The following is a 20,783-nucleotide window of genomic DNA, read 5'->3' as shown; positions in this document are numbered from 1 at the left end:
GTTGCATATAGGGCGCGAGTTCGAACCGGAGAGTGAATGCCATGGACCTTCTGAACGCTGCTGCCAGCCCCGAGGCAACTGATCTGATCAAGGACGGAACCGAGGCCACGTTCATGGCCGACGTGGTCGAAACCTCTCAGGTTACTCCGGTCATCGTCGATTTTTGGGCGCCCTGGTGTGGCCCCTGCAAGACGCTCGGGCCGCTGCTGGAAGAGGCCGTGACCGCGGCTAAGGGTGCGGTGAAGATGGTCAAGATCAACGTGGACGAGGCGCAGACGATCGCCGCGCAACTGCGCATCCAGTCGATCCCGACCGTGTACGCGTTCTTCAAGGGCCAGCCCGTAGACGGGTTTCAGGGTGCAGTGCCGGGGTCCGAGATCAAGGCGTTTGTCGACCGTGTGATCGAGGCCGCGGGCGGTGAAAGCCCCGGCGGGCAACTGGACGACGCCATTCAGGCCGCCGAAGAAATGCTGGCAGAAGGCGCGGCCACTGACGCGGCTCAGACTTTTGCTGCCATTTTGGGCGAAGATCCGAACAATGCCAGGGCCTATGGCGGGCTGGTGCGCGCGCATATCGCGGCCGGTGATCTGGAACAGGCCGAGGCAATCCTGAACGGTGCACCAGCCGAGATTTCCACCGCTGCCGAGCTGGAAGCCGCCCACGCGCAATTGGAGCTGGCCAAGCAGGCCGCAGATGCCGGCCCCGTGGCCGAGTTGACCACTACGGTTGAGGCAGAGCCCGACAACCATCAGGCACGGTTCGATCTGGCGCAGGCACTGCACGCCAATGGCGATGTGGAGGAGGCCGTTGCGCAGCTGTTGGAGCTGTTCCGACGCGACCGTGAATGGAATGACGGCGCCGCCAAAGCGCAACTGTTTACCGTTTTTGACGCGCTCAAGCCCAATGATCCGATTGTTCTGAACGGTCGCCGCAAGCTCAGCTCGATGATATTTGCCTAATTCGGGATCAGGGCTACACTCGGATACATGATGCATCCCGCTGATCTGCCGGAAACGGTATCCGTTTTTCCATTGCCCGGGGCGCTGTTGCTGCCCCGTTCTCGCCTGCCGCTGCATATATTCGAGCCGCGCTATCTGCAAATGTTGGACGATGCGCTGAAAACGCAGGAACGTCTGATTGGCATGGTGCAGCCGAACCCCTGTCAGAGCAATGAAGACAAACTGCACCGGATCGGCTGCGCCGGGCGGGTGACGCAGTTTTCAGAAACCGAGGATGGCCGTTATCTGATCACGCTGACCGGTATTTCCCGGTTTCGCATCACGTCGGAGCTGGACGCCTTTACACCTTATCGGCGCTGCGCCGTGTCATGGGGCGGGTTTGACCGCGATCTGGGAAAGGCCGAGCTGGACGAAGGCTTTGATCGTTCGCAGTTTCTTTGCCTGCTGGAACGTTTCTTTGCCTCGCGTCAGCTGTCGACGGATTGGGATACGTTGAAAGACGCCGATGATGAGCTGCTGGTGAATTCATTGTCGATGCTGCTGGATTTCGATCCCGAAGAGAAACAGGCACTGCTTGAGGCCCCGTGCCTGCGCACCCGGCGCGAGACTTTGGTGACATTGATAGAATTCGCCATGCGCGGCGGAACGAACGAGGAAAAACTGCAATGACCGACCCCGAACCCCCCTTTGATCGCCACATGCTTGAGGCGCTGATCTGCCCGCAGACGCACACCACGCTGCAATACGACGCTGAAAAGCAAGAGCTGATCTCGAAGGCCGCCAATCTGGCCTTTCCGATACGAAATGGGATTCCGGTGATGCTGGTCGACGAGGCGCGTACGCTCGACTAAATTGAGCGACCTTGCAGCAGTTTCGGCAGGTCTCCGGTCAGTCCGGCGGCCTCGCGCACGAAGCCGCGACGCAATCCGGGCAGAGACCCGACGATCCCCATCCCGATATCGCGCCCAGCACGCAGCAGCGGGTTGTCGTTGGAGAACAGCTTGTTGAACACATCCGTCGCCATGGCCAGCGCGGCCGTGTCGAAGCGGCGCCATTCCTGATAGCGTTCCAGTACCTGGACCGAGCCGATATCCTCACCGCGCCGCCCCGCCAGCGTCAGCACCTCGGCCAGCGCGCCTACGTCGCGGAGCCCGGCGTTCAGACCCTGACCGGCGATAGGATGCATGCCGTGTGCCGCGTCTCCGACCAGAGCTAAGCGGTCGCCAATGAATGAATTGGCGATGGTCAGGTTGAGCGGGTAGGTGAACCTGTCTCCCTGCAGGCGTATATCTCCTAGAAAATCTCCGAACCGTGGGCGCAGAACCTGCAGATATTCGGCCTCGGGCAGGGCGTCGATGCGCTGTGCGGTTTCAGTCCGTTCGCTCCAGACGATCGAGCTGCGGTTGCCGGTCAACGGTAAGATGGCCAGCGGGCCGGGGGGCATAAAGAACTGGTGTGCGATACCGTGATGGGGCAGGTCGTGTTCGATGGCGCAGACCAGTGCGGTCTGGCCGTAATCCCACCCGCTGCGCTTTATGCCGGCGCGCGAGGCGGTACCGCTACGGCGCCCGTCGCAGCCGACCAGCAGGCGGCCAGTAACAGTACTGTCATCGTCCAGTGTCAGGGTTACGCCGGTCGCGTCGACCTCTTGCGCTATGACCATCCGGCCGCTGATCTGGGTGATGCCCTTTTCCCTGGCCATGGCGTCCAGAAAAGCGCGGCGCAGGTGGCGATCCTCGACCATGTAGCCCATCGGACCTTCTTCGATCTCGGCATGGTCGAAATGCATGAAAAAGGGCGACGGTCCTGTGCCCGCGTGCCCGTCGGTGACCTTGATCTCCAACATCGGCTGGGCGTGTTCGGCCACGTGATCCCATACCCCGATCACGTCCAACAGGCGCTGAGACGCCAGCGCCAGCGCATAGGCGCGCCCGTCAAAGGCTGCGTTCTTGCGCACTTTTTCAGCCAGTGCGTCAATCACGGTGACGGAATGTCCCGTCTGCGCCAGAGCCAGTGCCAGGGCCGGGCCATTGAGGCCGCCGCCAACGATCAGGATTTCGGTCTTCTGTTCCATGCCCCGCAATATGCGCGGCCTTTCGGGATTGTCCATGTGCGGTCCTGTCGCTACCGTTCGATGAACACGATTTTCCAAAGGGGGGCAGGGATGCAGGACTGGCTGACCATGACGGCGTGTGATCTGGGCCGGGGCATCGGTATGGGGCGGATCGATCCGGTTGAGCTGACTGAAACCTATCTGTCTGCCATCGACGCGCATCATCACCGCGAGCGGATCTATGCCCGCGTTACCCACGACCGCGCCCGCGCCGAAGCCAAGGCCGCGCAAGAGCGCGCCAAGCTGGGCCTGCGCCGGTCACTGCTGGATGGGGTGCCGATCAGCTGGAAAGACCTGTTCGATACGGCTGGAACCGGGACCGAGGCCGGATCGGCGCTGTTGAAAGGCCGCGTGCCCGAAGCGGACGCGGTCGTCTTGCGCAACGCCACTGCGTTGGGCGCCGTTTGCCTGGGCAAAACCCATATGAGTGAGTTGGCCTTTTCTGGGCTGGGCCTGAACCCGATCACAGGAACCCCGCCGTGCATTGATGATGAAGACGCTGTGTCCGGCGGCTCATCCTCGGGGGCGGCAGCGTCGGTGGCCTGGGGTTTGGCGGCCGGTGGAATCGGTTCGGATACGGGCGGCTCGGTGCGCATTCCGGCGGCGTGGAACAATCTGGTCGGGCTGAAAACCACCACCGGGCGGGTCAGTCTGGAAGGGGTGGTACCCTTGTGCCTGCGCTTCGATACCGCTGGCCCGCTGGCCCGGTCGGTCGAGGATGCGGCACATCTGCTGGCCTTGCTGGAAGGCAGTTCCCCGGCTGATCTGCGTGGCGCCAACCTGAAGGGGTGCCGATTTGCGGACCTGCAGAACGTTGCCAAAGACGATCTGCGGGACGCACCGCGCAAGGCCTTCGAGGACGTGCTGGACCGTCTGCGGGAAGCCGGGGCCGAGATTGTTCCCCTTGAAGTGCCCGAGTTGAACGAGGCGATGGGGTTGTCTGGCATTCTCTATACAACCGAAGCCTATGGCCTGTGGCGCGATGTGATCGAGGCCAACCCGGAGGCGATGTACCCGGAGATTCTGGAACGCTTCCGCGCTGGAAAAAACGCCTCTGGCCCCGACTATATCGCCGCCTGGTCCAAGCTGAAGGCTAGCCGCGCCGCGTGGGACGCGGCCACCGCAGGGTTTGACGCGGTTCTGGCCCCGACCGCTCCCATCCTTCCGCCGAATCTGGACCGGCTGATGACCGACCATGACTACTATGTCGCCGAAAACCTGCTGGCCCTGCGCAACACCCGGATTGGCAATCTGATGGGTCTGGCCGCGCTGACATTGCCCACCGGAACGCCCGGCTGCGGGGTGATGATGATGGGCTATCCGGGCTCGGAAGAGGCGTTGTTAAGGCTTGGATCCGCAGCCGAGGCCGCTTTGGCCTGAATGCCACAATCCCCTGATTCGGCGCCTCTTTGTCTGGACGAAGCGGGGTGTGGCCTGTAATCTGCCAAAAAAACGGGGCAAAAATGATCCCGATATTGAGGCAGCAGTTATGAATTTCCCCGAGCGGTTTTCGAACCTACCGGAATACGCATTCCCGCGTCTGCGCACCCTGTTGGACCACCACCAGCCGGGCGGAGAGGTGATTCACATGACCATCGGCGCGCCGATGCATGACTTTCCGGCTTGGGTGACGGATGTGATCATGGAAAACGCCGCCGGTTTTCAGGGCTATCCGCCGAATGAAGGCTCGCCCGAGCTGCGGGGTGCAATCACCGACTGGATCAGCCGCCGTTATGGCGTGCAGATGGACCCAGACACCAACGTGATGGCCCTGAACGGTACGCGCGAGGGCCTGTATAACGCCGCTATGGCGCTGTGCCCCGAGGAAAAAAACGGCCAAAAACCGGTAGTCCTGTGCCCAAACCCGTTTTACCAGGTCTATATGGTCGCTTCGATCTCGGTCCGGGCCGAGCCGGTTTTTGTGCCCGCCACAGCAGCCACGGACCATCTGCCAGACTATGCGGGACTGCCCGAGGATGTTCTGAACCGAACTGTCGCGGCCTATATCTGTTCGCCTGCAAACCCGCAGGGGGCTGTGGCTTCGCGTGACTATTGGGTTGAGCTGATCCAACTGGCAGAGAAATACGATTTCCGCATTTTCGCCGACGAATGTTATTCCGAGATTTACCGCAATGAGGCGCCCACGGGCGCGCTGACTGTGGCGCAGGAACTGGGCGCCGACCCCGAGCGGGTTGCGTTGTTTAATTCGCTGTCGAAACGTTCGAATCTGGCCGGATTGCGATCAGGTCTGATCGCTGGCGGCCCAGAGTCGATTAAACAGGTCAAGCAGTTGCGCAATTATGCGGGGGCACCGCTGCCGTTGCCGTTGCAGGCCGCTGCAGCTCGGGTCTGGGCGGACGAAGAGCATGTCGCTGAAAACCGTGCGCTGTATCAGGAAAAATACGCGATTGCCGATCAGGTGTTCGCGGGCATTCAGGGGTATATGCCGCCCGAGGCCGGGTTCTTCCTGTGGCTTCCGGTCGAAAACGGCGAAGAAACTGCATTGAAGCTGTGGCAGCAGACCGGTGTCCGGGTGCTGCCGGGCGCATATCTTTCTCAAGGTGATCCGGGGCAAAACCCGGGCGAGCAATTTATCCGGGTCGCTTTGGTGGCCCCAAAAACAGAGTTGCAGCAAGGGCTGATCACGCTCCGCGACTGCATCTATTCGTGAGGTACGAGGGCAAAATGGCATCATTGAACGCGCGCAACCGCGATCCATTGTTGGACAGCACGACTCAGGCCGCGATTGAGCGGCGCAGCAAGGAGTTGATTGGGATCGCCCTGATCCTGTTGGGGCTTGCTGCCGCAGCGATGATCTGGTCCTACACGCCGGATGATCCGAACTGGATGGTGTCGACCGATGCGCCGGTGCAGAACTGGTTGGGTCGGATTGGGGCCTCGATCGCTGCACCGTTGTTCATGATTGTCGGCTGGGGCAGCTGGAGCATCGCGCTGGTGCTGATCGGTTGGGGCGTGCGTTTTGCCGGGCATTTCGGCGAAGAACGTGCGGTCGCGCGTCTGATCTTCGCTCCGATCTGGATTGCCATTGTTTCGGTTTACGCTGCAACGCTGGTGCCGGGTGAGGCCTGGCGCGCGACCCATAGTTTTGGTCTGGGTGGCCTGTTTGGTGATACCGTAATGGGGGCGTTGCTGACTTTGCTGCCGATCTCCTCGCATTTCATGGTCAAGCTGTTGTCGCTGGCGATGGCCGCCGGGATGCTGGCGTTGGGTGTTTTTGTTCTGGGTTTCACCAGGGCAGATGTACGCAAAGGATTCCGCGCTTTCCTGCTGGGTTTGGTGATGTCTTACGACATGCTGATGAACCTGCTGGGCCGTGGGGCCACGGCCACAGCGCACGCGGCCCGCGATCGGCGCGCCCAGTGGGAGGAACGCAAGGTTGCCCGCACTGAGGCCGCCGAAGCGGTATTTGATGATGAATCGGCCTATGCCGAACCGATCTTCGAAGAACCTGAATTTGATGAGCCCGAGCCTGCCAAGCTGGGCCTGTTGGCACGGATGCCCAGCCTGATCCGCCGCCCCGAGCCGATGCCCGAGCCTGAACTGGTTGATCCCGAACCCGTTGCGGGCTTTGACGAGATGCCGGGCGAGGATCGAATTCGATCGAAAATCTCCGCCGCCGTGCGTAACCGCAAAGTCGCCGCTGGCGAGATGGCACCCGAGCATGATCCGAACCTGCCGCTGACCAAGGGTCGGGGCCGTGGTCCGGACCCGTTGATCCTGAACACCCGAGGCGGGGAAGAATTGCCACCTGAACCGCCGGTAACGTTGGCCGGTCTGCCTCCCGAGCCGATGCTGACAGCCGACCCCGTGCCCGAATGGCAGCAGGAACCGCTGCATGAGGATTTCGCGCCCGAGCAGGATTTTGAAGACGAGGCCGTGTTCGAAGATGCTCCCGAATCCGCACCGCAGCCGCGCCCGGCTATGAAAATCCCGGTGGCAGAGCCGCGCAAGCCGGTGGTGGCGCAACCCGTACGCCGCACCCCGCCGCCGTCGCGCCGCGCACGGGCCGAGGCGCAGCCTGCGCTGTCTTTTGAGGACAGGCATTCCGATTTCGAACTGCCACCGTTGGGTCTTTTGTCAAACCCGGCCAGCATTCAGCGCCATCACCTTAGTGATGAGGCATTGGAAGAAAACGCGCGGATGCTGGAAAACGTTCTGGATGATTACGGCGTCAAGGGTGAGATCGTCAGCGTACGCCCGGGCCCGGTCGTTACCATGTACGAACTGGAACCAGCCCCAGGTTTGAAAGCCAGCCGTGTGATCGGTCTGGCCGACGATATCGCCCGGTCGATGTCTGCCCTGTCGGCGCGGGTTTCAACCCTGCCCGGGCGGTCCGTGATTGGGATCGAATTGCCGAATGAGAACCGTGAAATGGTGGTTCTGCGCGAGATCCTTGCCAGCCGTGACTTTGGCGACGGAAACCACGCACTGCCCCTGGCGCTGGGTAAGGATATCGGCGGCGAATCCGTTGTGGCGAACCTTGCCAAGATGCCTCACCTTCTGATCGCGGGGACCACCGGTTCCGGTAAGTCGGTGGCGATCAACACGATGATCCTGTCGCTGTTGTACAAGCTGACACCGGACGAATGCCGACTGATCATGATCGACCCAAAGATGTTGGAACTGTCTGTCTATGATGGCATCCCGCATCTGCTGTCGCCCGTTGTGACTGACCCGAAAAAGGCGGTTGTGGCCCTGAAATGGGTCGTGGGCGAGATGGAGGACCGCTATCGCAAGATGTCCAAGATGGGCGTCCGCAACATCGCCGGCTACAACGGCCGCGTTAAGGATGCGCTCTCCAAGGGCGAGATGTTCAGCCGCACGGTCCAGACCGGATTTGACGATGAAACCGGCGAGCCGGTGTTCGAGACCGAGGAATTCGCCCCCGAGGCGATGCCGTACATCGTTGTCATCGTCGATGAGATGGCCGACCTGATGATGGTCGCGGGCAAAGAAATCGAAGCCTGCATTCAGCGTCTGGCGCAGATGGCGCGGGCTTCGGGCATTCACCTGATCATGGCCACGCAGCGCCCCTCGGTCGATGTGATCACCGGTACGATCAAGGCGAACTTCCCGACCCGGATTTCGTTCCAGGTGACCTCGAAAGTCGACAGCCGCACCATTCTGGGAGAAATGGGTGCCGAGCAACTGCTGGGGCAAGGTGATATGCTGTATATGGCAGGCGGTGCCAAGATTACCCGTTGCCACGGGCCGTTTGTGTCGGATGAAGAGGTCGAAGAAATCGTCAACCACCTGAAACAGTTCGGTCCGCCGGATTACATGAGTGGTGTGGTCGATGGCCCGGCCGAAGAAAAGGCCGACAATATCGACGCGGTTCTGGGGCTAAACACTGGTGGCAACACCAATGGTGAGGATGCGCTCTATGATCAAGCGGTGGCGATTGTGATCAAGGATCGCAAATGCTCGACCTCATACATCCAGCGGAAACTTGCCATCGGCTACAATAAGGCCGCGCGTTTGGTTGAGCAGATGGAAGACGAAGGCGTTGTTTCGGCGGCAAATCACGTCGGTAAGCGGGAAATCCTCGTCCCCGAGCAGTAGGATATTTAATAACAAGGGCAGAGCGCATATCTGTGACGCATGAAACAGATCGCTTTTGCCCTTACCCTTGCCCTGACCCTGGCCGCACCTGCCGCCTGGGCGGCCGATAAACTGCCGCTGTCGCAGATTTCCAACTATCTGAACGGCCTGAAAACTGTTCAGACCACATTCACACAGGTCAACGAAGATGGCTCGCTGAGCACCGGCAAGCTGTGGTTGCAGCGGCCCGGCAAGATGCGGTTCGAATATGATCCGCCTAACAGCGCGGTTGTTCTGGCCAACACGGGTACGGTGCAGATTTTTGACCCGAAGTCGAACCAGCCGCCCGAGCAATACCCGCTGAAGCGCACGCCTTTGTCGCTGGTTCTGGCGCGGAACGTGAATCTGGGTCAGGCAAATATGGTCGTGGCTCATGATTTCGACGGCACGGCCACAGTCGTGACCGCTCAGGACCCGAAAAACCCCGAGTCCGGTCGAATCGAACTTATGTTCACAGATAATCCGATCGAGCTGCGCAAATGGGTCATACATGACAACGCAGGCACCCAGACAACCGTTCTGCTGGGGCAACTGGATACGGGCAAAAGCCTGAGCCACGATCTGTTCTCGAAATCGAAAAGAAGCGGGTCAGGCAATCGCTGACCCGCTAGCCTGTCAATAACGGCAACCGGACAGTTGCGCCTGATAAAGCTTGGCGCGCGCATCCACGTCATTGGCGACGTTCAACAGCCAGGTCTTGCTGTAATGGCTGCCGCGGGCGTAACCGGTATGGCCCTCGTGATAAGCAAGGTACTGGTTGCGCGTGTCGCTGGGGTGAATGCCGTTCCGCTCGTAGCTTTTGTTCATGTACCAGCCGATGAAATCCGACGCATCGCGGATGCGATCCCGCTTGGCACGGCGTTTCCCAGTTTCTTTTTGGTATTGCTCCCAGGTTCCGTCCAGTGCCTGGCTGAATCCATAGGCGCTGCTTTGGCGACCCATTGGGATCACACCCAGAACGTATTGGTGCGGTGTGCGGGCATCGTGCTTATAGCGGCTTTCCTGATAGATCGTCGCCATCTGTACATGGACCGGAACGCCCCATTTCCGTTCGGTGCTTTTGAAGGCCTTCATGAATTCGGGCCGTTCGCGCGCAATGCTGCACGCGTCATTCAGTTTGCTGGGCGGCTGTTTAGAGCCACCCCCACAGGATGCCAGAAACAGCACCCCGAAGAGTACGATAAGAATTCTGCTCATGTGCCTCGTGCCTTTTTCTTTTATTCTAGCGCAGATTGAACTTTTAGGAAATCACAATCGTTGCGGAACGTTAGCTCGAATTAGATGTAATGCGCCTGCGGACAGAAATATTGTGGTCATGATCCCCGTCGGCCAACAGAAAGAATCGGGCCGCAATTTAGAGCACTGTCAGCAAGTGGTTCACAGACTGTTTCCTTTGATTTCGGATCAATGATTGGCTTTTCAGCCCGGAAACAGGTAGTAAGTTCAATGGGGGCAGAAACAATGCTGAAGACACATGCCAAGTACCGCCTGGGTCAGGTGGTCCGTCACAAGAAACATCCCTTCCGCGGGGTGATTTTTGACGTGGATGCAGAGTTTTCGAATACCGAAGAGTGGTATCAGGCCATTCCCGAAGACAGCCGCCCAATCAAGGATCAGCCGTTTTATCACCTGTTGGCGGAAAACGACCAATCCTTCTATGTTGCTTATGTTTCAGAACAAAATCTGGTTGCGGACCAGTCCGGCGAACCGGTTGAGCACCCGGATATCCCCGACATGTTCGGTCCGTTCGAAAACGGGTCCTATCCGCTTCATTTCCATCTGAACTGAGTCCCTTTGGCAGCGCGTTCGCCGGTCAAAACCCGAGCGCGCAACCGTCTTTCCGCGGGTCACTTGCGCCCATCAGAACGCCATTTTCACAGATTCGAATGGCTTGTGCTCCGCCCAGCGGCGATTCCGGTACTTCAACAGTGTGGCCCAATTCACACAATTGTTGAGCCACTTTGGGCGAAATATCGCGTTCCAGCTTCAATACACCGTTGTGCGCAAAAGCACGCGGCGCATCGATGCTGGTTTGCATGGCCAGTTCGTGGTCGGTCAGGTTTGACATGAACCGGGCGTGACCGGTGGGCTGGTAGGCGCCGCCCATCACTCCAAACGGCATCAGAATCCGGCCATTTTGTTTCAGAATCCCGGGAATGATGGTGTGCATAGGGCGTTTGCCGCCGCTCAACTCATTGGGGTGACCTGCTTGCAGTGTAAAGCCAGCCCCGCGGTTTTGCAGCAGAATGCCATATTTTTCGGATGCGATCCCCGAGCCGAAGCTGTGGAAGATGGAATAGATCAACGAGACCGCCATCCTGTCTCGGTCCACCACTGTGATATAGACGGTGTCTTTGTGAATGGCTTCGGTCAGCGGGGCCGCAGCAGGCATTGCGCGCTTTGGGTCGATCAGCGCGGCCAGCCTATCGGCCACGTCCTGATCCAGAAATCGATCCGCGTGCATTGTGTGATCGGGATCGGCAATAAACCGGTTGCGGGCGTCATAGGCCAGTTTTGAGGCTTCAGCTTCGATATGCAGACGTTCGGCCCCGAACGGGTCGAGGCTGGCGAGGTCGAAATTCTTGAGTATGTTCAGCAGCAAAATTGCAGTGGCGCCCTGACCATTGGGCGGGTGCTCGACCAGTTCCAGCCCGTTATACAAGCCGCTGACAGGTTGGGTCTCGGTACAGGCATTGGCAAGAAAATCCTCAACCGTATGGGTACCACCCCGTTGAGCCAGCACGGCGAGCATATCCTCGGCAATGTCGCCGGAATAAAATGCGTCCCGCCCGTTCCGGGCAATCCGGCGCAGGACCTCGGCCTGACCGGGGGATTGGAAAACCTGCCCAATCCCTGGTGCCTTGTCATTGACCAGATAATGCGCCCGCGCCGCCCCTTGCAGGGTGGCCGCCCCGACCGCCCAGTCAAAAGCAACCCTTGGCGCAACCGGTACACCTGTCTCGGCATAGTGAATGGCGGGTTGCAGGATGACATCCAGCCCCAGCTTGCCCTCGGTTTCCGCCAAGTGGCAGAACGCATCTACAGCGCCGGGGATGGTTACAGCATCCGGGGTATTCAGGGGTACCGCAGTCAATCCTTGCGCCCGCAGTTTCTCTGCATCGGTTGCGGCAGGCGCACGGCCCGAACCGTTCAGGGCGCGAACATCATCCTCTCCGGCCCGGTTGTATAGGACAAAACAGTCGCCCCCCAACCCGGTCATTTGAGGTTCGCAAATGCCCAGCAGGACCGCTCCGGCAATGGCCGCATCCATCGCGTTTCCGTCCTGTGCAAGAACATCCACGGCCACTTTCGCGGCCAGAGGGTGCGACGTGGCGCACATTCCTTCGGTCGCCAGAACTTCGGACCGGCCCGGAGTGTGAAAATCCCGCATGGTGCGTTTCCCCGCTTTGAACGCGCCGAAGATATCGCGCGGTCAGAGGTTGTCCAGTCACATGGGGGAGAAGTTCCTCGGCGCCGTTCACTGGGTGGGGGCTGTGACACTTGACGCCGAGGGAAGCTATCTGAGCTACAGGTATCTTTTTGCCCGTTGTTTGCGGCGCTACAATGGTTCGATCTGGGCCTTATTGTGACGTTTTCTTGCCGTCAGGCGGGATCGGGAAAGTCAAACCGCAGCGATAGCCGGTTGCAGCCATCGGAGCGTACATATCGGATATCGCTGGTTAATTCGTGGATCAGGTACCAGCCGAACCCTCCTTCGGGCAGTTCATCGACGGTTGATCCCAACGGTGCCGGAACCCCGTCTGGTACCCGAAACCCGGGCAGGGGGTTGCCGGTGTCGGAGATCACGATATCGAGCCAGTTCCGATGCAGGCGGCATCGCACCTTGACCTTTGCGGGCGTCACATCGGCATAGGCGTGTTCCACAACATTGTTGATCGCTTCGGCGAGAGCAATCTTCACGTCACCCGCCTTTTGCTGCGGCAACCCCTGTGTCGCAAGGCATCTGCTGAGCTGCGCAATACCGGCGCTGGCCTCAGACTCGGTCGCTGCAAAGCTCAGATCCAAACACTTGCCGTTACACATGGGCATTGGGCCTATTCAGATGGTCAGGAGGGTCAGCTGGCGGTGGCCGACAAGGCGTCATCCAGCGTCGGGTACAGTTTGAAGACCGTGTCCATCCGGGTCAGTCGAAACACCTTTTCGACAAAGGGGTGCAGACCGGCCAGATCCAGCCTGCGGTCGTTGCCAAGCTGCTTCATCGAGGCGACAATGGCGCCCAGCCCGCTTGAATCGATGAACTCAACGCTGCTTAGGTCCAGCACCACCCGTGTGGTGCCGCCTTCGGCCTCGTTGCGCATGTCTTCCTTGAACTGGATAGCCATGGCCGCATCAATTCGGTCTGAATGTACTTTGATAATCTGGGTTTCGTCGGTTGTTGTGCTGGTCAGGGCCATGCGCGACGGTCCTCTAATCTGAAATTCGCTAGTAGAAATACGCTAGACGGCAAATCTTACCATTCGGTATCCATCGAATGGAAAAAAAGGAGGAACACGCCGATGAAACAGGTTGTTATCGCCGGGGCCGCGCGCACACCCATGGGGGGATTTCAAGGGATGTTTGACGGCGTAGCAGCCGCCGAGTTGGGTGGAGCCGCCATCCGGGCCGCGCTGCAGGGTGCTGGCGCTGAAACGGTGGACGAGGTGCTGATGGGATGCGTGCTGCCCGCGGGTCAGGGCCAGGCGCCAGCGCGACAAGCCGGGTTTGCAGCAGGCTTGGGCGAAGAGGTGCCCGCGACGACCCTGAACAAGATGTGCGGATCGGGGATGAAAGCCGCGATGATGGCCTTTGACCAGATCGCTCTGGGCCACGCCGACACGATGATCGCGGGCGGGATGGAGAGCATGACCAATGCCCCCTACCTGTTGCCAAAAATGCGCGGGGGCGCGCGGATCGGGCACGGTCAGGTAGTCGATCATATGTTCCTGGACGGGCTTGAGGATGCCTATGACAAGGGCCGCCTGATGGGCACCTTCGCAGAAGACTGCGCCGAAGCCTATCAGTTTACCCGCGAAGCGCAGGACGAATACGCGCTGCAATCGCTGTCCAACGCCCTGTCGGCGCAGGAAAACGGCGCTTTCGAGGGCGAGATCACACCGGTCACCACCCGCTCTCGCAAGGGTGAGGTCACCTTTGGCCAAGACGAGCAACCGCAATCCGCGCGGCCCGACAAAATCCCGACGCTGAAACCCGCCTTCCGCAAGAACGGCACGGTGACGGCGGCCAATTCCTCATCAATCTCTGACGGTGCCGCCGCGCTGGTGCTGGCCTCGGCCGACGCTGCCGAGACGCAGGGCCTGACGGTGCGTGCCCGGATCGTCGGTCACGCCAGCCATGCGCAGGCACCTGGCCTATTCACGACGGCTCCGGTTCCTGCAGCGCAAAAGTTGCTCTCGACCATCGGCTGGTCCCATGATGATGTGGACCTTTGGGAAGTCAACGAAGCCTTCGCCGTTGTCCCCATGGCTTTCATGCACGAGATGGGCCTGCCGCGCGATAAGGTGAACGTGAATGGCGGTGCTTGTGCGTTGGGCCACCCGATCGGAGCGTCGGGGGCGCGGATCATGGTCACGCTGCTGAACGCACTGGAAAAGCGGAACCTCAAACGCGGTGTTGCGGCCATTTGCATCGGCGGAGGAGAAGGTACCGCCGTTGCCATCGAACGAATTTGACGCTGCATCCTTTTGAAAATATTCCGGGGGTGAATTGAGTCATTGGCTCAAGATGGGGCAGTGCCCCCGCCCCATACGGAATAAGACTGACCATGACTGTTGATTACGACACGCTCGCCAAAACCATCGCCGCCCTTACAGCAGGCGAAACGGATCAGGTCGCCCTGATGGCAACGATCACCTGCGAGGTGCATCACGCCGACGACCGGTTTGACTGGACCGGGTTTTACCGGGTGACTGAACCGGGCCTGCTGAAGATCGGCCCCTATCAAGGCGGGCACGGCTGTCTGGTCATCCCCTTTGATCGCGGCGTCTGTGGGGCGGCGGCCCGCACCGGCGAGGTGCAGTTGGTGCCGGACGTGGATGCGTTTCCGGGTCACATCGCCTGCGCGTCGTCCACCCGGTCCGAACTGGTGCTGCCGGTGCGCGACGCATCGGGTGAAGTTATTGCCGTGTTCGACATTGATAGCGATCAGCCGGATGCTTTTGACGAGGAAGATGCCGACCAACTGGCTCGCATTCTGGCGCAGGTCTTTGCCTGTTAGGCCTTTGATTGTGAGGCTGTGATGCTGCGCTCGCGCAGCCAAATGATGACACCGCAAATGGCGACGAACGACAAGATACCGTCAACGAGGTTGATGGCGTTCCGCAGCGAAATGCCGCCTGAAATCGCGCCAAACAGGTCAATTGTGCAGAACACGGCAAATAACAGGGCAACCCAACGCTTTTCTCTGCGGAGACCGGCACGAAAGGCCAGCAAGATCAAGATGACCAGCCCGATCTGCAGGGATACCGCAATGGCTTCGGGCGAATTGTATCCAATGGCGATTCCAGTCGCGCCGACGATCATCGCTCCGTTCAGCCAAAGCATGTACTTGATCGACTGCAATACAAGATCCATCGGCTACCCCATAAATTCACCCAGTACGTTGGCTTGAACAGCACTTTTCTGATCAATTTGCCTGCGCAAACTGCACAAGAAAAAAGCCGCAGACAACCTGCATCCCGACAATAAGAAAAAGCCGCATCGAAAAGCCGCGTTTGCGGGTTTTGTGGTTGAAAATGCAGCGGCCCAGAACCGCACCAGGGCTGCCGCCCAGTGCGGCCAGCCACAGCAACCGACGTTCCGGAACCCTGCCTTTGCGCCGCCGGGCGCGGGCCTTGTCCCACGCAAATGCCAATAGCGTCAGGGCGTTGATCGCCCAAAGATAGATCACTACAATCCACATGGCCTTGGCATAAACCGGTACGCTTTCACGTGTAAATGAAAAAACTCTTGGAAATTTCACGAATCTGGGTCATCGTGAAAAAGGAGAGAAAAATTTCACCAGAATCGGAGCGGGACGTGAACACTCAGGCCCCCCATAGCGCGACGCTTGGTGCAGATATCCGCGCCCTTCGCAAGGCGCGTGGGCTGACGCTGACCGAAATAGCCGAACGTCTGAACCGCTCGGTCGGATGGCTCAGCCAGGTTGAGCGGGACATGTCCGACCCTTCGATCTCGGACCTGCGCCAAATCGCCGAATGCCTAGGTGTGCCGATGTCGATGCTGTTTGCGCATTCCTCGGTGCCGGTGGACGAGCAGGGTTATGTCGTGCGTGCCGGGTTGCGCCGCCCGATGGGTTCGGGCGAGGAAGGGTTGATCGAAGAGCTGCTTTCACCTGATCTGACCGATGACTTCGAAATGGTGCATTCCACGTTCGAGCCATTCTCGAAGATGCAGACGCCCGCAAATCGCCCAACGCAAGAGGTCGGCTATTTGGTGTCGGGTCGTTTGGATCTGATGATCGGGGGCCGTGCATTTTCGGTCGGTCCGGGGGACAGTTTTCGCATCAAGAACGAGCCTTATCAATGGGCCAATCCCTATGATGAGCCCGCAGTGGCCATCTGGGTCATCGCGCCGCCAGTGTACTGACATGTCGGGTCCTGCATTCAATTTTGGTGGGGTTGGGCAGGTGCTCATCCATGCGCCAGCAGCAAGGAGATAATCACATGCATACCGGTTCCTGCCTTTGCCGCGCTGTTTCGTTTGCCATCGACGGCGATCTGTCACCGCCCTCGGCCTGCCATTGCGGCCAATGCCGCAAGCAATCGGGCCATGTCTGGGCCTCGACCTCGACCCATCAGGACAACCTCAGCTTTACCGCCAGCGACACGCTGCGTTGGTTCCGGGCATCAGACACCGCACGGCGCGGCTTCTGCAGTGCCTGTGGTTCGTTCCTGTTCTGGCAGCACAATGACGAGGACACGATTTCCATTTCCATGGGCGCCCTGAGCGAACCCACCGGACTGAACCTCGCCCGGCACATCTTTGTGGCCGACAAGGGCGATTACTACGACATCACAGACGATCTGCCCCGGCGGGCACAGTAAAAGAGGATCAAAACACATGAGCGATTTTCCAACCAAGGCCCGTGTGGTCATCATCGGCGGCGGCGTAGTTGGCTGTTCGTCCCTGTATCATCTGGCCAAGAAGGGCTGGACCGATTGCGTTCTGCTGGAAAAGAACGAACTGACAGCCGGCTCGACCTGGCACGCGGCGGGTAACGTCCCCACGTTTTCGAATTCTTGGGCGATCATGAACATGCAGCGCTATTCAACCGAGCTGTATTCGGGTTTGGCCGAAGAGGTTGACTACCCAATGAACTACCACGTTTCGGGCTCGATCCGTCTGGCGCATAGCAAAGAGCGGATGCAGGAATTCGAACACGCCATGGCTATGGGCAAGTATCAGGGCATCCCGATGGAGATGTGGACTCCGGAACAGGCGAAAGAGCATTACCCGTTCCTCGAAACCCATGATCTGGAAGGTGTACTGTATGACCCCACTGACGGTGATATCGACCCGGCGCAGCTGACTCAGGCGCTGGCGAAAGGTGCCCGCGACATGGGGCAGAAGATCATCCGATTCTGCCCGGCCACAGGTGTGACCCAACATGACGACGGAACTTGGACCGTACACACCGAAAAAGGCGACATCGCCTGTGACTATGTGGTGAATGCCGCCGGCTACTACGCGCAGCGCGTGGGCGAGATGTTCAAGCCATATGGTGGCCGCACCGTGCCCGCGATGGTCATGAGCCACCAGTACCTGCTGACCGACGAAGTGCCCGAGGTCGAGGCTTGGTCGAAAGAAAACGGCGGCAAGCTGCCGCTGCTGCGCGACGTGGATATCTCGTACTACCTGCGTCAGGAAAAGAACGGCTTCAACCTCGGCCCCTACGAGCCCAACTGTAAGGGTGAATGGATGACCGAAAACGATCCGATGCCCGAGGATTTCTCGTTCCAGCTGTGGAATGACGATCTGGACCGCATCGAAGACATCATCACCGACGCGATGGAGCGGGTGCCGCTGATGGCCACCTCAGGCGTTGGACGCGTCATCAATGGCCCGATCCCCTACGCGCCGGATGGTCTGCCGCTGATCGGCCCGATGCCGGGCGTGACAAACGCGTTCGAGGCGCACAGCTTTACCTTCGGCATTGCACAAGGCGGTGGCGCAGGCAAGGTATTGGCCGAATGGATCGTCGATGGCCACACTGAATGGGATATGTGGGCGGTCGATCCGCGCCGCTACACCGACTATACCGATCAGGATTACTGCAACCAGAAAGGTATGGAGGTCTACGGCAACGAATACGCCATGCATTTCCCACATCACGAATGGCCTGCAGCGCGTGACAAGAAGCTGTCACCGGTCCATGCCAAGGTCAAAGAACTGGGCGGTGTCATGGGCGCGTATAACGGTTGGGAACGCGCCAACTGGTTCGCCAAGCCGGGCGACAACACCTCCGAGGAAGCCACCCACACATGGGGCCGGTCCGGCCCGTGGGAACAGCGCATCAAGGAAGAGTGTGAAGCCGTCCGCGACAATTGCGGCGTGCTCGACCTGCCGGGCTTTTCGCGCTTCATGGTCAAAGGTGAAGGCGCGGCCGAGGCCCTGCGCGGCCTGATCACCGGTGGTCTGCCCAAGGTCGGCCGCATCAATCTGGTCTACATCTCTGATGACCGGGGCCGCATCCTGACCGAGATGTCCTGTGTCCGTCTGGGTGAGGATGAGTTCATGATGATCACTGCCGCCACCGCACAGTGGCATGACCGTGATATCCTGACAAAGGTCATGCCCGCCAGCGTTTCCGTCGAGGACGTCACCACCACCCGCGACACCCTGATCGTGACCGGCCCGAAATCGCGTGAGATCCTGTCGGGTCTGACCGATGCGGACCTGACCACCGGCTGGCTGACCCATCAGGCGGCCATAGTAGCTGGTAAATCGGCCTTCCTGATCCGTGTGTCCTTCGCCGGTGAACTGGGCTGGGAAGTGCACGCCCTGAACGAGGACATGCCCGCGATTTACGAGGCGATCCTCGACGCCGGTGCGACACCCTTCGGTATGTATGCGCTGAACGCGCTTCGGATCGAAAAGGGCTACCGCACCTGGAAGGGCGATCTGTCGAGTGACTACTCGCTGCTGGAAGGTGGTCTGGGACGGTTCGTCAAACTGGACAAGCCGCAGGACTTCCCCGGCAAGGCTGCGATCCAGAACGAAAAGCAGCAGGGTGTTAAGAAAGCCTTTGTCACGCTGACCGTTGAGGCCGGTGATTGCGACGCACCCTACATGTCCTGCATCTCGCAGAATGGCGAGATCGTGGGCGAGACCACCTCGGGCGCCTGGGGCTATCGCGTTGGAAAGTCCATCGCACTGGGCATGGTCAAGACCGAAGCCGCCAACCCGGGCACTGAGCTGGAGGTGGAAATCTACGGCCAGAAATACCGTGCTGTGGTACAAGAGGACCAACCGCTCTGGGATCCGGCAAACGAGCGGCTGCGCGCATAACCCCGGACGGAGCTGCCATGAGCAAGCGATACTCCAAACTGGGGCCTGGCGCAGGCCCCAACTATGACTGGGAAAACGACCATACCTTCGTCAAGGTTTCCGGTCAGGACTCAGGTGGTGCCTATACGCTCATGGAAGACAATCTGAAGGCCAGCTTCGCGCTTGGCCTTCATCGCCACGACAGCCATGCCGAGACCTTCTACTTTCTGGAAGGTAAGGTGGATTTCTACGTCGATGGCGACTGGCACCGGTGCACGGCAGGCACCACGATGCATGTCCCGCCCGGTGTGCCCCATGCCTGCCGTGTGGCGGGAGGGAAACCCGCGCGGATGCTGATGATCTTTCAACCATCGGGGTTTGACGGTTTCCTCGCAGAGCTTGCGGCAATGAGCCAGGCCGATTTCGCAGATGAGGCAAAGATGGCTGCTCTGAACGCCCGCTATGACATCATCCCGATGGGTCCGGTTCCGCCACATCCGGACGATCAGACCTGAAAGCGGCATCAGATGACACTCCCCCATACAATGTCTGGCGTTTATCTGACCCAACACGGCGGGCCGGAGGCGCTGGACTGGCGCGAGGATATACCGTTGCCCCATCCCGGACCGGGGCAGGTGCTGGTTCGGGTTCTCGCCGCGGGGGTGAACAACACCGATATTAACACGCGCGTTGGCTGGTATTCCTCTGACGTGACGGGCGCGACCGATGCCGTCGATCAGGATGTCGAGGCCGGAGGCTGGGGCGGCGCGCTGCACTTCCCGCGCATTCAGGGTGGTGATCTGTGCGGTATCGTCGAGGTTGCCGCGCCTGATACGGGTTTCAAACCGGGTCAGCGGGTGACCTGCCCGATCAACCTGCCGCGTCCACGTCCGGGCCATCCGACCGGGTTTATTGCTCTGGGCTCGGAAATGGATGGTGCATTTGCGCAATATTGTCTTGTTGAGGCGGATGATCTGTATGACGTGACCGCCTCACCCCTGTCGGATGTCGAAATCGCCGCCATCCCCTGCGCCTTTGGCACCGCCGAAAACCTGCTAACCCGCGCAGGCGTGACCTCGGGGCAAAAAGTGTTGATTACGGGTGCGTCCGGCGGTGTCGGTCTGGCCGCTGTGCAACTGGCGGCGCTGCGGGGCGCAACTGTCTGGGGCGTGAGCAGCCCCGCCAAGGCCGAGGTGGTCAAAGGGCAAGGTGCGGCAGCGACCTTTGCACGCGATGCGGTGCTGCCTGCGGATATGTTCGATGTGGTGATCGACGTTGTAGGTGGTCCGGCGTGGCCCGGCCTGATCCTGGCATTGAAACCGGGTGGGCATTACGCCGTGTCGGGCGCAATTGCGGGGCCAATCGTTCAGGCCGATCTGCGTGACATCTATCTGCGCGACATCACCATTCACGGCTGCACCCATCAAGCTTTTGATGTGTTCGGGAGGTTGGTAGAGATGATCAATGCCGGACGGATCAGACCCTTGGTTTCAAGAACTTATCCTCTAAAGGACATTGCGGCGGCGCAGGCGGATTTCCAATCCAAGGCGTTCCCGGGCAAACTTGTTCTGATTCCGTGAAAA

At 59.8% G+C, this 20,783-nt stretch carries 22 protein-coding genes; 15 read left to right on the top strand and 7 right to left on the bottom strand.

Annotated elements, in window-relative coordinates; translation table 11 throughout:
• Nucleotides 1-41 precede the first annotated feature (41 nt).
• From trxA to ACR1XY_RS13770, 3 genes are read left to right on the top strand one after another with little or no spacing between them, the layout of a single operon-like run.
• The gene (gene trxA, locus ACR1XY_RS13780; protein ID WP_480594014.1) at nt 42-959 is read left to right on the top strand and encodes a thioredoxin; all 918 of its coding nucleotides are present in this window, start codon (nt 42-44) and stop codon (nt 957-959) included.
• A 27-nt stretch (nt 960-986) separates the two neighbouring features.
• Nucleotides 987-1,628, top strand: coding sequence for an LON peptidase substrate-binding domain-containing protein (locus ACR1XY_RS13775; protein ID WP_480594013.1), 642 nt, complete (start codon nt 987-989; stop codon nt 1,626-1,628).
• Nucleotides 1,625-1,810: a Trm112 family protein gene (locus ACR1XY_RS13770; protein WP_480594012.1), complete on the top strand. Its 186-nt coding sequence runs from the start codon at nt 1,625-1,627 to the stop codon at nt 1,808-1,810. Before ACR1XY_RS13775 ends, ACR1XY_RS13770 begins: the two co-directional genes overlap by 4 nt.
• Here the strand turns inward: ACR1XY_RS13770 and ACR1XY_RS13765 are convergent.
• Complete coding sequence (locus ACR1XY_RS13765; protein WP_480594010.1) at nt 1,807-3,069, bottom strand: FAD-dependent monooxygenase; 1,263 nt, start codon at nt 3,067-3,069, stop codon at nt 1,807-1,809. The two genes, ACR1XY_RS13770 and ACR1XY_RS13765, sit on opposite strands and share 4 nt — an antisense overlap.
• Before the next feature lie 54 nt (nt 3,070-3,123).
• On the opposite strand from ACR1XY_RS13765, the gene ACR1XY_RS13760 reads away from it, so the two are divergent.
• The 4 genes from ACR1XY_RS13760 to ACR1XY_RS13745 all read left to right on the top strand — a co-directional run bounded on the left by ACR1XY_RS13760 (nt 3,124) and on the right by ACR1XY_RS13745 (nt 9,297).
• A complete protein-coding gene (locus ACR1XY_RS13760; protein ID WP_480594008.1) occupies nt 3,124-4,452 on the top strand; it encodes an amidase in 1,329 nt (442 codons plus the stop codon).
• A gap of 109 nt (nt 4,453-4,561) precedes the next feature.
• Nucleotides 4,562-5,743: an aminotransferase class I/II-fold pyridoxal phosphate-dependent enzyme gene (locus ACR1XY_RS13755; RefSeq protein WP_480594006.1), complete on the top strand. Its 1,182-nt coding sequence runs from the start codon at nt 4,562-4,564 to the stop codon at nt 5,741-5,743.
• Nucleotides 5,744-5,757: 14 nt separating this feature from the next.
• Nucleotides 5,758-8,655 carry a DNA translocase FtsK gene (locus ACR1XY_RS13750; RefSeq protein WP_480594005.1) on the top strand — a complete coding sequence of 966 codons (2,898 nt, stop codon included), beginning with the start codon at nt 5,758-5,760 and terminating at the stop codon, nt 8,653-8,655.
• Nucleotides 8,656-8,694: 39 nt separating this feature from the next.
• A complete protein-coding gene (locus ACR1XY_RS13745; protein WP_480594003.1) occupies nt 8,695-9,297 on the top strand; it encodes a LolA family protein in 603 nt (200 codons plus the stop codon).
• Between the two features lie 12 nt (nt 9,298-9,309).
• Here ACR1XY_RS13745 and ACR1XY_RS13740 read toward each other — a convergent pair whose 3' ends face one another.
• Complete coding sequence (locus ACR1XY_RS13740) at nt 9,310-9,891, bottom strand: transglycosylase SLT domain-containing protein (RefSeq protein ID WP_480594001.1); 582 nt, start codon at nt 9,889-9,891, stop codon at nt 9,310-9,312.
• 264 nt (nt 9,892-10,155) lie between these two features.
• Here ACR1XY_RS13740 and hspQ point away from each other — a divergent pair, with 264 nt between their 5' ends.
• On the top strand, nt 10,156-10,482 hold the full coding sequence (gene hspQ, locus ACR1XY_RS13735) for a heat shock protein HspQ (RefSeq protein WP_170328114.1): 327 nt from the start codon (nt 10,156-10,158) through the stop codon (nt 10,480-10,482).
• A gap of 25 nt (nt 10,483-10,507) precedes the next feature.
• Here hspQ and ACR1XY_RS13730 read toward each other — a convergent pair whose 3' ends face one another.
• The 3 genes from ACR1XY_RS13730 to ACR1XY_RS13720 all read right to left on the bottom strand — a co-directional run bounded on the left by ACR1XY_RS13730 (nt 10,508) and on the right by ACR1XY_RS13720 (nt 13,109).
• On the bottom strand, nt 10,508-12,085 hold the full coding sequence (locus tag ACR1XY_RS13730; protein WP_480593999.1) for a gamma-glutamyltransferase family protein: 1,578 nt from the start codon (nt 12,083-12,085) through the stop codon (nt 10,508-10,510).
• A 212-nt stretch (nt 12,086-12,297) separates the two neighbouring features.
• The gene (locus ACR1XY_RS13725; RefSeq protein ID WP_480593998.1) at nt 12,298-12,738 is read right to left on the bottom strand and encodes an ATP-binding protein; all 441 of its coding nucleotides are present in this window, start codon (nt 12,736-12,738) and stop codon (nt 12,298-12,300) included.
• Between the two features lie 32 nt (nt 12,739-12,770).
• Complete coding sequence (locus ACR1XY_RS13720; protein ID WP_480593997.1) at nt 12,771-13,109, bottom strand: STAS domain-containing protein; 339 nt, start codon at nt 13,107-13,109, stop codon at nt 12,771-12,773.
• A 102-nt stretch (nt 13,110-13,211) separates the two neighbouring features.
• Between ACR1XY_RS13720 and ACR1XY_RS13715 the strand changes: the two genes are divergently transcribed.
• A complete protein-coding gene (locus ACR1XY_RS13715) occupies nt 13,212-14,384 on the top strand; it encodes a thiolase family protein (protein ID WP_480593995.1) in 1,173 nt (390 codons plus the stop codon).
• A 92-nt stretch (nt 14,385-14,476) separates the two neighbouring features.
• Nucleotides 14,477-14,929, top strand: a complete 453-nt coding sequence (locus ACR1XY_RS13710) for a GAF domain-containing protein (RefSeq protein ID WP_480593994.1) — start codon at nt 14,477-14,479, stop codon at nt 14,927-14,929.
• On the opposite strand, the gene ACR1XY_RS13705 is transcribed toward ACR1XY_RS13710, so the two are convergent.
• Together ACR1XY_RS13705 and ACR1XY_RS13700 are read right to left on the bottom strand one after the other, a co-directional pair.
• Complete coding sequence (locus ACR1XY_RS13705; protein ID WP_480593993.1) at nt 14,926-15,285, bottom strand: hypothetical protein; 360 nt, start codon at nt 15,283-15,285, stop codon at nt 14,926-14,928. The genes ACR1XY_RS13710 and ACR1XY_RS13705 overlap by 4 nt on opposite strands.
• 52 nt (nt 15,286-15,337) lie before the next feature.
• Nucleotides 15,338-15,673 carry a DUF1294 domain-containing protein gene (locus ACR1XY_RS13700; RefSeq protein WP_480593992.1) on the bottom strand — a complete coding sequence of 112 codons (336 nt, stop codon included), beginning with the start codon at nt 15,671-15,673 and terminating at the stop codon, nt 15,338-15,340.
• 56 nt (nt 15,674-15,729) lie between these two features.
• Between ACR1XY_RS13700 and ACR1XY_RS13695 the strand changes: the two genes are divergently transcribed.
• The 5 genes from ACR1XY_RS13695 (at nt 15,730) to ACR1XY_RS13675 (ending at nt 20,780) form a co-directional block, all read left to right on the top strand.
• Nucleotides 15,730-16,299 carry a helix-turn-helix domain-containing protein gene (locus tag ACR1XY_RS13695; RefSeq protein WP_480593990.1) on the top strand — a complete coding sequence of 190 codons (570 nt, stop codon included), beginning with the start codon at nt 15,730-15,732 and terminating at the stop codon, nt 16,297-16,299.
• Between the two features lie 77 nt (nt 16,300-16,376).
• On the top strand, nt 16,377-16,757 hold the full coding sequence (locus ACR1XY_RS13690) for a GFA family protein (protein ID WP_480593989.1): 381 nt from the start codon (nt 16,377-16,379) through the stop codon (nt 16,755-16,757).
• A gap of 16 nt (nt 16,758-16,773) precedes the next feature.
• Nucleotides 16,774-19,221 (top strand): GcvT family protein, encoded by a 2,448-nt coding sequence (locus ACR1XY_RS13685; protein ID WP_480593988.1) that lies wholly within the window; start codon nt 16,774-16,776, stop codon nt 19,219-19,221.
• Nucleotides 19,222-19,238: 17 nt separating this feature from the next.
• The gene (locus ACR1XY_RS13680) at nt 19,239-19,715 is read left to right on the top strand and encodes a cupin domain-containing protein (protein WP_480593986.1); all 477 of its coding nucleotides are present in this window, start codon (nt 19,239-19,241) and stop codon (nt 19,713-19,715) included.
• 12 nt (nt 19,716-19,727) lie between these two features.
• Nucleotides 19,728-20,780 carry a zinc-binding dehydrogenase gene (locus ACR1XY_RS13675; RefSeq protein ID WP_480593984.1) on the top strand — a complete coding sequence of 351 codons (1,053 nt, stop codon included), beginning with the start codon at nt 19,728-19,730 and terminating at the stop codon, nt 20,778-20,780.
• Nucleotides 20,781-20,783: the final 3 nt, after the last annotated feature.

This window comes from Ruegeria sp. AD11(2025), assembly GCF_056542405.1.
This window is presented reverse-complemented; position numbering and strand designations above follow the sequence as displayed.

Coding starts and splice junctions, on each gene's coding strand:
- ACR1XY_RS13765 (WP_480594010.1), bottom strand. CDS start 3,069: ATGGACAATCCCGAAAGGCCGCGCATATTGCGGGGCATGGAACAGAAG.
- ACR1XY_RS13705 (WP_480593993.1), bottom strand. CDS start 15,285: ATGGATCTTGTATTGCAGTCGATCAAGTACATGCTTTGGCTGAACGGA.
- trxA (WP_480594014.1), top strand. CDS start 42: ATGGACCTTCTGAACGCTGCTGCCAGCCCCGAGGCAACTGATCTGATC.
- ACR1XY_RS13715 (WP_480593995.1), top strand. CDS start 13,212: ATGAAACAGGTTGTTATCGCCGGGGCCGCGCGCACACCCATGGGGGGA.
- ACR1XY_RS13730 (WP_480593999.1), bottom strand. CDS start 12,085: ATGCGGGATTTTCACACTCCGGGCCGGTCCGAAGTTCTGGCGACCGAA.
- ACR1XY_RS13675 (WP_480593984.1), top strand. CDS start 19,728: ATGACACTCCCCCATACAATGTCTGGCGTTTATCTGACCCAACACGGC.
- ACR1XY_RS13720 (WP_480593997.1), bottom strand. CDS start 13,109: ATGGCCCTGACCAGCACAACAACCGACGAAACCCAGATTATCAAAGTA.
- ACR1XY_RS13755 (WP_480594006.1), top strand. CDS start 4,562: ATGAATTTCCCCGAGCGGTTTTCGAACCTACCGGAATACGCATTCCCG.
- ACR1XY_RS13685 (WP_480593988.1), top strand. CDS start 16,774: ATGAGCGATTTTCCAACCAAGGCCCGTGTGGTCATCATCGGCGGCGGC.
- ACR1XY_RS13745 (WP_480594003.1), top strand. CDS start 8,695: ATGAAACAGATCGCTTTTGCCCTTACCCTTGCCCTGACCCTGGCCGCA.
- hspQ (WP_170328114.1), top strand. CDS start 10,156: ATGCTGAAGACACATGCCAAGTACCGCCTGGGTCAGGTGGTCCGTCAC.
- ACR1XY_RS13750 (WP_480594005.1), top strand. CDS start 5,758: ATGGCATCATTGAACGCGCGCAACCGCGATCCATTGTTGGACAGCACG.
- ACR1XY_RS13775 (WP_480594013.1), top strand. CDS start 987: ATGATGCATCCCGCTGATCTGCCGGAAACGGTATCCGTTTTTCCATTG.
- ACR1XY_RS13710 (WP_480593994.1), top strand. CDS start 14,477: ATGACTGTTGATTACGACACGCTCGCCAAAACCATCGCCGCCCTTACA.
- ACR1XY_RS13760 (WP_480594008.1), top strand. CDS start 3,124: ATGCAGGACTGGCTGACCATGACGGCGTGTGATCTGGGCCGGGGCATC.
- ACR1XY_RS13690 (WP_480593989.1), top strand. CDS start 16,377: ATGCATACCGGTTCCTGCCTTTGCCGCGCTGTTTCGTTTGCCATCGAC.
- ACR1XY_RS13740 (WP_480594001.1), bottom strand. CDS start 9,891: ATGAGCAGAATTCTTATCGTACTCTTCGGGGTGCTGTTTCTGGCATCC.
- ACR1XY_RS13725 (WP_480593998.1), bottom strand. CDS start 12,738: ATGTGTAACGGCAAGTGTTTGGATCTGAGCTTTGCAGCGACCGAGTCT.
- ACR1XY_RS13770 (WP_480594012.1), top strand. CDS start 1,625: ATGACCGACCCCGAACCCCCCTTTGATCGCCACATGCTTGAGGCGCTG.
- ACR1XY_RS13680 (WP_480593986.1), top strand. CDS start 19,239: ATGAGCAAGCGATACTCCAAACTGGGGCCTGGCGCAGGCCCCAACTAT.